At 71.9% G+C, this 9,413-nt stretch carries 8 protein-coding genes and 1 pseudogene; all 9 read left to right on the top strand.

Translation table 11 applies throughout. From position 1 onward, the window contains the following. Window positions 1–183: pseudogene (locus AB0E02_RS39115) on the top strand (ABC transporter ATP-binding protein); the annotation flags it as partial. 450 nt (window positions 184–633) lie between these two features. Then, the gene (hpnC, locus tag AB0E02_RS39110; RefSeq protein WP_362149527.1) at window positions 634–1,500 is read left to right on the top strand and encodes a squalene synthase HpnC; all 867 of its coding nucleotides are present in this window, start codon (window positions 634–636) and stop codon (window positions 1,498–1,500) included. 8 nt (window positions 1,501–1,508) lie between these two features. Next, entirely contained in the window at window positions 1,509–2,450 is a 942-nt protein-coding gene (hpnD, locus tag AB0E02_RS39105; protein ID WP_362149524.1) for a presqualene diphosphate synthase HpnD, read from the top strand. Window positions 2,451–2,550: 100 nt separating this feature from the next. Beyond that, on the top strand, window positions 2,551–3,957 hold the full coding sequence (hpnE, locus tag AB0E02_RS39100; protein WP_362149522.1) for a hydroxysqualene dehydroxylase HpnE: 1,407 nt from the start codon (window positions 2,551–2,553) through the stop codon (window positions 3,955–3,957). A 53-nt stretch (window positions 3,958–4,010) separates the two neighbouring features. Further along, a complete protein-coding gene (locus AB0E02_RS39095; RefSeq protein WP_310724496.1) occupies window positions 4,011–5,075 on the top strand; it encodes a polyprenyl synthetase family protein in 1,065 nt (354 codons plus the stop codon). Window positions 5,076–5,183: 108 nt separating this feature from the next. Then, window positions 5,184–7,205 carry a squalene--hopene cyclase gene (gene shc / locus AB0E02_RS39090; protein WP_362149519.1) on the top strand — a complete coding sequence of 674 codons (2,022 nt, stop codon included), beginning with the start codon at window positions 5,184–5,186 and terminating at the stop codon, window positions 7,203–7,205. Beyond that, window positions 7,205–7,873, top strand: a complete 669-nt coding sequence (locus AB0E02_RS39085; protein ID WP_362149517.1) for a 1-hydroxy-2-methyl-2-butenyl 4-diphosphate reductase — start codon at window positions 7,205–7,207, stop codon at window positions 7,871–7,873. Before shc ends, AB0E02_RS39085 begins: the two co-directional genes overlap by 1 nt. A 5-nt stretch (window positions 7,874–7,878) precedes the next feature. Further along, window positions 7,879–8,904, top strand: coding sequence for an adenosyl-hopene transferase HpnH (gene hpnH, locus AB0E02_RS39080; RefSeq protein ID WP_030417106.1), 1,026 nt, complete (start codon window positions 7,879–7,881; stop codon window positions 8,902–8,904). Window positions 8,905–8,979: 75 nt separating this feature from the next. Next, window positions 8,980–9,413 (top strand): 1-deoxy-D-xylulose-5-phosphate synthase N-terminal domain-containing protein (locus tag AB0E02_RS39075; protein ID WP_362149514.1); only part of this gene is annotated, 434 nt, incomplete at its 3' end.

Below are 9,413 nucleotides of genomic sequence, written 5' to 3'. Positions count from 1 at the left end.
CGCTCCGAGGCCCGCATCCGCGAGCTGCGCAAGGAGGCCGGCACGGTCTTCCTGGTCAGCCACAACAACAAGTCCATCCGCGACACCTGCGACCGGGTGCTGTGGCTGGAACGCGGCGAACTGCTGATGGACGGCCCCACCGACGAGGTCATCAAGGCCTACGAGAAGGAGACCGGCAAGTAGCCCTCCGGACACCTCGAAGGCCCCCGCGGTCCGCTCCGCGGGGGCCTTCGACGGTGAAGAAATGGTCAACTCCGCGGACAACGGGAACAGTTCGTCCGGAAAGGATGTTGACCGGATCGTTGCCCCGGGCTTCGGTACCCACTCGGACGCAAGGGAGATGTACGGCGTAAGCTGTACGGGTGCTGAACAGCACAAGTGGCACAAGTCGGGCAATACTCACCCATGAGGGCGATGAGGGCTCGATCGGGGCGCGTCGTCGGCCGCGGCGTGTCCGAAATAGGATGTTTTAGCTTGGCGGTGTAGAACGGGAGACGTGACGGCAATGGCTACTGGTTCGCTCCGGCACCGAAATGCGCCGGGCAGCCCCCGGTGAGCCGAGACAACGAGCGGGCGCGTCGCGCCTTCCTCCGAAGGGTGGCGGCGGGTGACCGGCGGGACCACACGCGCACCGTGCTCGATCAGGCCGCACACGAGAACTTCCCGGTCGCGCCGTTCTTCCTGCCCCGCGCCTGGCGGGCCGACCTGATGGCCGTGTACGGCTTCGCCCGGCTCGTCGACGACATCGGTGACGGCGACCTCGCGCCCGGCGGTGCCGATGCCGTACTCCTCGGGCTCGACCGGGCGCAGTTCGACGACCGGCCCGCGCTGCTCGACGCCCTGGAGGCGGACCTGGAGCGCGTCTTCAGCGACCGCGCGCCCGGCCCCAAGCACCCGCTGATGCGCCGCCTCGGCCCGACCGTCCGCCGCTGCGAGCTGACCCCCGAACCGTTCCTCGGCCTGATCGAGGCCAACCGCCAGGACCAGCGGGTGAGCCGCTACGCCACCTACGACGACCTGGTCGCCTACTGCGAGCTGTCCGCCAACCCCGTCGGCCGGCTCGTCCTCGGCATCACCGGCACCGCCAGCCCCGAGCGCATCCGCCGCTCGGACGCCGTCTGCACCGCCCTGCAGATCGTCGAACACATCCAGGACGTGGCCGAGGACCTCGGGCGCGACCGCATCTACCTCCCCGCCGAGGACCTGAAACGCTTCGGCGTCTCGGAAGCCGATCTGGCCGCGCCGAGCGGGGGCGCATCGGTGCGCGCACTGATCGCCTACGAGGTGGAACGCGCCCGTGACCTGCTGGATGAAGGCACCGCGCTGGTGGGTAGCGTCCACGGCAGGCTCAAGCTGCTGCTGGCCGGTTTCGTCGCCGGCGGACGTGCCGCACTCCAGGCGGTCGCGGCCGCCGAACACGACGTACTCCCTGGACCGCCCAAACCGACCAAGCTCAGCCTGCTGCGCGAGGTGGGGGCGACATTGCGAAGAGAGGGGTGAGTCGGACCGTGGAGGCAACCGCACACGTGTCCGCGCCGGTGCTCGCTGCATACCGCTACTGCGAAGCCATCACCGGGCAGCAGGCGCGCAACTTCGCCTACGGCATCCGGCTGCTGCCGACCGACAAGCGCCATGCGATGTCGGCGCTCTACGCCTTCTCCCGCCGGGTCGACGACATCGGCGACGGCAATCTGGAGACCGCCGCCAAGCAGCAGCGCCTGGAGGACACCCGGGCGCTGCTGGCCCGTATCAAGGACGGCCGGCTCGACGAGGACGACACCGACCCGGTGGCCGTCGCCCTCGCCGACGCCGCCCGCCGCTTCCCCGTCCCGCTCGACGCGCTGGACGAGCTGATCGACGGCGTGCTGGCCGACGTGCGCGGCGAGACCTACGAGACCTGGGACGAGCTGAAGGTCTACTGCCGCTGCGTCGCCGGCGGTATCGGCCGGCTCTCGCTCGGCGTGTTCGGCACCGTGCCCGGCGCACAGGACACCGAGCGCGCCGCCGAGTACGCCGACACCCTCGGTCTGGCCCTCCAACTCACCAATATTCTCCGGGACGTTCGCGAGGACGCCGGCAACGGCCGGACCTACCTCCCCGCCGAGGACCTCGCCAAGTTCGGCTGCTCGGCCGGGTTCGCCCACCCCGTCCCGCCGCCCGGCTCCGACTTCGCCGGCCTGGTCCACCACGAGGTGCAACGCGCCCGCGCGCTGTTCGCCGAGGGCTTCCGGCTGCTGCCGATGCTCGACCGGCGCAGCGGCGCCTGCGTGGCCGCGATGGCCGGCATCTACCACCGCCTGCTCACCCGGATCGCCGCCGACCCCGAGGCGGTGCTGCGCGGCCGGGTCTCGCTGCCCGGCTGGGAGAAGGCGTTCGTCGCGGTGCGCGGACTGTCCGGGCTCGACGCACGGGCGATCGGCCGCCGGCAGGCCGTACGGAGGCGCGGATGACCGGCCGGGCCACGCACGACAGCGGTGACCCCGCGTCAGCACGGCGGGCAACCCTCCCCCGGGCGGCTGCGTCCATTGCCCACGTACGGGGGGAGCACACATGACATCCACAGCCACCGCGGTGGTCGTCGGCGGCGGGCTGGCGGGCACCACCGCCGCCCTCGCGCTGGCCGACGCCGGGCTGCGGGTCACCCTCGTCGAGGGCCGCCCCCGCCTGGGCGGACTGGTCTTCTCCTTCCGCCGCGACTCGGCCGCCGGCGAGCTGAGCGTCGACAACGGCCAGCACGTCTACCTGCGCTGCTGCACCGCGTACGGGCAGATGCTGGACCGGCTCGGCGCGGCCCACCTGGTGCCCCTGCAGGACCGGATGGACGTGCCCGTCCTGGACGCCGACCGGATGCGGCTCGGCCGGCTGCGCCGCACCGCCCTGCCCGTCCCGCTGCACCTCGCCGCCAGCCTCGCGCGCTATCCGCACCTGTCCCCGGCCGAGCGGGCCGGCGTGGTGCGCGCCACCCTCGCGCTCCAGGGCCTCGACCCGGCCGACCCGGTCCTGGACGGCGTCGACTTCGGCAGCTGGCTGCGCCGCCACGGCCAGTCGTCCCGGGCCGTCGAGGCGCTGTGGGACCTGGTCGGCATCGCCACCCTCAACGCCCGGGCCGGCGACGCCTCGATGGGCCTGGCCGCCAAGGTCTTCAAGACCGGGCTGCTGTCCGCCCCCGGCGCCGCCGACATCGGCTGGTCCCGGGTCCCGCTCGGCGACGTGCACGACGCCCTCGCCCGTACGGCACTGGAGAAGGCCGGGGTGCGGATCGCGCTGCGCACCCGTGCCGCGTCCGTCGACTGTACCGACGGCCGCTGGCAGGTCGCGGTGGAGAACGGCCCGCACGGCGGTGAGCGGCTCACCGCGGACACCGTCGTCCTCGCCGTACCGCAGCGCGAGACGCACGCCCTGCTGCCCGCCGGGGCGCTGGCCGACCGGGACCGGCTGCTGGACATCGGCACCGCCCCGATCCTCAACCTCCACGTCGTCTACGACCGCAAGGTCCTGCGCCGCCCCTTCTTCGCCGCGGTCGGCTCGCCCGTCCAGTGGGTCTTCGACCGCACCGACGCCTCCGGACTGACCCGGACGCCGGGCAACGAACGCTGCCAGTACCTGGCCGTGTCGCAGTCCGCCGCGCAGGAGGAGATCGACCAGCCGGTCGCCAAGCTCCGCGCCCGCTACCTCCCCGAGCTGGAACGGCTGCTGCCGGCCGCCCGGGGCGCCCGGATCATCGACTTCTTCGTCACCCGCGAGCGCACCGCGACCTTCGCGCCCGCCCCGGGCGTCGGCAGGCTCCGCCCCGCCGCCCGCACCCAAGCCCCCGGCCTGTTGCTGGCCGGCGCGTGGACCGCCACCGGGTGGCCCGCGACCATGGAGAGCGCTGTGCGCAGCGGCACCGCCGCCGCTCGCGAGGCACTCAACGAACTCGGCTTCCCCCAGGGCCAGTTGCCTCAGGAGGCGGCATGACTACGAGTACCAGCGCTCGCACGAGCACGAGCATCGGAAACAGAGGAGAAACCGTGAATCCGGCTTCCCCAGCTATCGACACCGAGAGCGTCACCGCGCTGCTGGAGCGCGGACGGACACTCGCCACTCCCGTGCTGCGTGCTGCCGTGGGCCGGCTCGCCCCTCCCATGGACACCGTCGCCGCCTACCACTTCGGCTGGATCGACGCCACCGGCAACCCCGCGTCGGGCGACAGCGGCAAGGCCGTCCGGCCCGCGCTCGCCCTGCTCTCCGCCGAGGTCGCCGGCCGGGCTCCCGAGGTCGGTATCCCTGGCGCGGTCGCCGTCGAGCTGGTGCACAACTTCTCGCTGCTGCACGACGACCTGATGGACGGCGACGAACAGCGCCGGCACCGCGACACGGTCTGGAAGGTGCACGGCCCGGCCCAGGCCATCCTCGTCGGCGACGCCCTGTTCGCCCTCGCCAACGAAATACTGCTGGAGCTCGGCACGGTCGACGCCGGCCGCGCCACCCGCCGGCTGACCCTGGCCACCCGCAAGCTGATCGACGGCCAGGCCCAGGACATCTCCTACGAGCACCGCGAGCGGGTCACCGTCGAGGAGTGCCTGGAGATGGAGGGCAACAAGACCGGCGCGCTGCTGGCCTGCGCGGTCTCCATCGGTGCGGTCCTGGGCGGCGCGGACGACCGGACCGCCGACACCCTGGAGAAATACGGCTACCACCTCGGCCTCGCCTTCCAGGCCGTGGACGACCTGCTGGGCATCTGGGGCGACCCGGACGCCACCGGCAAGCAGACCTGGAGCGACCTGCGGCAGCGGAAGAAGTCGCTGCCGGTCGTCGCCGCGCTGGCCGCCGGCGGCCCGGCCTCCGAGCAGCTGGCCCGGATCCTGGCCGCCGACGCCAAGAAGAGCGAGACCGAGATCGCCGACTTCACCGAGGAGGAGTTCGCCTCCCGGGCGGCCCTCATCGAGGAGGCCGGCGGCCGCGAGTGGACCTCCCAGGAGGCCCGCCGCCAGCACACCACCGCCATCGCCGCGCTCGACGAGATCGACATGCCGGAGAAGGTCCGGGCCCAGCTCGTCGCCCTCGCGGACTTCGTCGTCGTACGAGAAAGATGACTCCCTATCGACACCGAATAGATCGCAGTCGCCGGCCGGTGCCGAGCTTGGTGCCGGCCGACGGAATCCCTGAGCACGCTTTGACAGTTCACTGCAGAAGGGGAAGCCATGACAGCGACGACCGACGGAAGCACCGGGGCGCTGCCGCCCCGGGCCCCTTCGGCCAGCGATGCCACCGCTGAGAAAACCACCGCACCGGCCCGCAGGACCGCCACCGCCGTCGCCGAGGACACGGCCGAGGCCGCCCGCCGCGCGACCGCCCGCGCCACCGAATATCTGCTCTCCGTCCAGGACCCGGCCGGATGGTGGAAGGGCGACCTCGAGACCAACGTCACGATGGACGCCGAGGACCTGCTGCTCCGTCAGTTCCTGGGCATCTCGGACCCCCGGACCACCGAGGCCGCCGCCCGCCACATCCGCGGCGAGCAGCGCACCGACGGCACCTGGGCCACCTTCCACGGCGGGCCCGGTGAACTCTCCACCACCATCGAGGCCTACGTCGCCCTGCGGCTCGCCGGGGACGCGACCGACGCCCCGCACATGGCCGCCGCGTCCGCCTGGATCCGCGAGCAGGGCGGGATCGCCGCCTCCCGGGTCTTCACCCGCATCTGGCTGGCCCTCTTCGGCTGGTGGAAGTGGGAGGACCTGCCCCAGCTCCCACCGGAACTCATCTTCTTCCCGAAGTGGTTCCCGCTCAACATCTACGACTTCGGGTGCTGGGCGCGGCAGACCATCGTGCCGCTGACCATCGTCTCCGCCAAACGCCCGGTCCGCCCGGCGCCGTTCGCCCTCGACGAGCTGCACACCGATCCGCGCCGCCCCGCCCCGCCCCGCCCGCTCGCCCCGGCCATGAGCTGGGACGGCGTCTTCCAGCGCCTCGACAAGGCGCTGCGGGCCTACCACAAGGTCGCGCTGCGCACGCTGCGCCGCACCGCGATGCGCTCGGCGGCCCGCTGGATCGTCGAACGGCAGGAGAACGACGGCTGCTGGGGCGGCATCCAGCCGCCCGCCGTGTACTCGATCATCGCCCTGCACCTCCTCGGCTACGACCTCGACCACCCCGTACTGCGCGAGGGCCTGGCCTCCCTCGACCGGTTCGCGGTCCGGCGCGAGGACGGTTCGCGGATGATCGAGGCCTGCCAGTCCCCGGTCTGGGACACCTGCCTCGCCACCATCGCGCTCGCCGACGCCGGACTGCCCGCCGACCACCCGCAGCTGGTCAAGGCCGCCGACTGGATGCTCGCCGAGCAGATCGACCGGCCCGGCGACTGGAGCGTCAAGCGTCCCCAACTCCCGCCCGGTGGCTGGGCGTTCGAGTTCCACAACGACAACTACCCGGACATCGACGACACCGCCGAGGTGGTGCTCGCACTGCGCCGGGTCAAGCACCCCGACCCGCAGCGGGTGGCCGCCGCGGTGGACCGCGCGGTGCGCTGGAACTTCGGGATGCAGTCCCGGGACGGCGGCTGGGCCGCCTTCGACGTCGACAACACCAGCCCGTTCCCCAACCGCCTGCCGTTCTGTGACTTCGGCGAGGTCATCGACCCGCCGTCGGCCGACGTCACCGCCCACGTCGTGGAGATGCTCGCCGAGGTCGGCCGCACCCACGACCCGCGCACCCGCCGCGGCATCGCCTGGCTGCTCGCCGAACAGGAGCCCAGCGGCGCCTGGTTCGGACGCTGGGGCACCAACTACGTCTACGGCACCGGCTCGGTGCTGCCCGCGCTCGCCGCAGCCGGCATCCCCGCCTCCCATCCGGCCGTGCGCCGCGCCGTCGGCTGGCTGGAGCGGGTGCAGAACGACGACGGCGGCTGGGGCGAGGACCAGCGGTCGTACGAGGAGAAGGACGCCTGGGCCGGGCGGGGCGCCTCGACCGCCTCACAGACCGCGTGGGCGCTGATGGCGCTGCTCGCGGCCGGTGAGCGGGACGGTGAGGCGGTGCGGCGCGGAGTGCGGTACCTGGCCGCGACCCAGCGCGAGGACGGTTCCTGGGACGAGCCGCACTTCACCGGCACCGGCTTCCCCTGGGACTTCTCCATCAACTACCACCTCTACCGCCAGGTCTTCCCACTGACCGCCCTGGGCCGCTACGTCAACGGCGGACCGGCCGGAGCGCCGGTGGGGGCCTGATGCCGAGACGGTCCCCCGCGCGCGCGGACCCCCCGCTGCTGGTCGCCTGTGCGCTCGGCATCGAACGGTTCGCCCTGCGCGGGGAAGACCGGGCGGCGGGGCCCGGCGAGAGCCGGCCCGGGCTGGTCCTGCTGCGCACCGGCATGGGCCCCCAGGCGGCCGAACGCGCCCTCGCCGATGCGCTCCGTGACGGCGCCGACACCGCCCGTTCGCCCGTCGTCGCCAGCGGCTTCTGCGCCGGCCTCGCGCCCGGTATGCGCCCCGGGGACGTGGTCGTCGCCGAGGCCACCCGGGACCACCGCCCGGGCCTGCCGGACGTGCCCTGCCGCGACAACGGGCCGCTGGTCGGCGCCCTGCGGCAGCGCGGCCTGACCGTGCACCGCGGGCTGCTGCGCGGCTCCGACCACGTCGTACGCGGCGCGGAACGGGCCGAGCTGCACGCCTCCGGCGCGATCGCGGTGGACATGGAGTCCGCTGCCACGCTCCGCACGGCACAGCGGGCCGGCGCCCGTCCGGTTGCGGCCGTCCGGGTGGTCGTGGACGCTCCAGAACATGAACTCGTCCGCATCGGCACGGTGCGCGGGGGAATATCGGCCTTCCGCGTGCTGCGCAGTGTGCTTCCTGTTTTCTACGAATGGCACCGTTCTTTGCTGCTCCCCAGGAGGTGAGCCAGATGGCCATGCCGCTCCGTCAGTCCATCCGGGTCGGGACCTATCTTTTTGAACAGAAGATGATCCGGCGGCGTGAGAAGTTCCCCCTCATCGTCGAGCTGGAACCGCTCTTCGCATGCAATCTGAAGTGTGAGGGCTGCGGAAAGATCCAGCATCCGGCCGGGGTGCTCAAGCAGCGGATGCCGGTGGCCCAGGCGGTCGGCGCGGTCCTGGAATCCGGCGCCCCGATGGTCTCCATCGCCGGCGGAGAGCCCCTGATGCACCCGCAGATCGACGAGATCGTGCGGCAGTTGGTGGCCAAGCGGAAATATGTGTTCCTGTGCACCAACGCCATGTTGCTGCGCAAGAAGATGGACGAGTTCACGCCCTCGCCCTACTTCGCGTTCGCGGTGCACATCGACGGAATGCGCGAACGGCACGACGAATCCGTCGCCAAGGAAGGCGTGTTCGACGAGGCGGTCGCGGCGATCAAGGAAGCCAAGCGGCGCGGATTCCGGGTCACCACCAACTCCACCTTCTTCAACACCGACACCCCGCAGACCGTCATCGAGGTCCTCAACTTCCTCAACGACGACCTCCAGGTCGACGAGATGATGCTGTCGCCCGCCTACGCCTACGAGAAGGCGCCCGACCAGGAACACTTTCTCGGTGTCGAGCAGACCCGGGAACTGTTCCGCAAGGCGTTCGCCGGCGGCAACCGGCGCCGCTGGCGGCTCAACCACAGCCCGCTCTTCCTGGACTTCCTGGAGGGCAAGGCGGACTTCCCGTGCACGGCCTGGGCGATCCCCAACTACTCGCTGTTCGGCTGGCAGCGCCCCTGCTATCTGATGAGTGACGGATACGTGCCGACGTACCGGGAACTCATCGAGGAGACGGACTGGGACAAATACGGCCGCGGCAAGGACCCGCGCTGCGCCAACTGCATGGCGCACTGCGGCTACGAACCCACCGCCGTCCTCGCCACCATGGGCTCCCTCAAGGAATCCCTCCGAGCGGCCAAGGAGACCGTCGCCGGAAACCGCGGCTGACCGTCGTGTCCGGGGGAGCCCGCCGCGGCGGGCTCCCCCCGCCACGGCCGCCGAACGACCCGAGGGGGACCGAACATGACGATGCTGGAACACATCACCGGACCGCGTGACCTCAAGGCGATCCCCGCCGACCGCCTGCCCCAACTCGCCGAGGAGAGCCGGCACTTCCTCGTCCACGCGGTGTCCCGCACCGGTGGTCATCTGGGCCCGAACCTCGGTGTCGTCGAGCTGACCATGGCCCTGCACCGGGTCTTCGACTCGCCCACCGACCGCATCCTGTGGGACACCGGCCACCAGTCCTACGTCCACAAGCTGCTCACCGGCCGTCAGGACTTCTCCAAGCTGCGGGCCAAGGGCGGCCTGTCGGGCTACCCCTCGCGGGTGGAGTCGGCGCACGACGTCATCGAGAACAGCCACGCCTCGACGGTGCTGGGCTGGGCGGACGGTCTGGCCAAGGCCAATCAGGTGCGCGGGAAGAAGGACCATGTCGTCGCGGTCATCGGCGACGG

Source organism: Streptomyces sp. NPDC048196 (genome assembly GCF_040652715.1).
GTDB classification, from domain to species: Bacteria; Actinomycetota; Actinomycetes; order Streptomycetales; family Streptomycetaceae; genus Streptomyces; species Streptomyces siderophoricus.
Note: the sequence above shows the minus strand (reverse complement) of the source record. Positions and strands in the feature narration are given on the sequence as shown.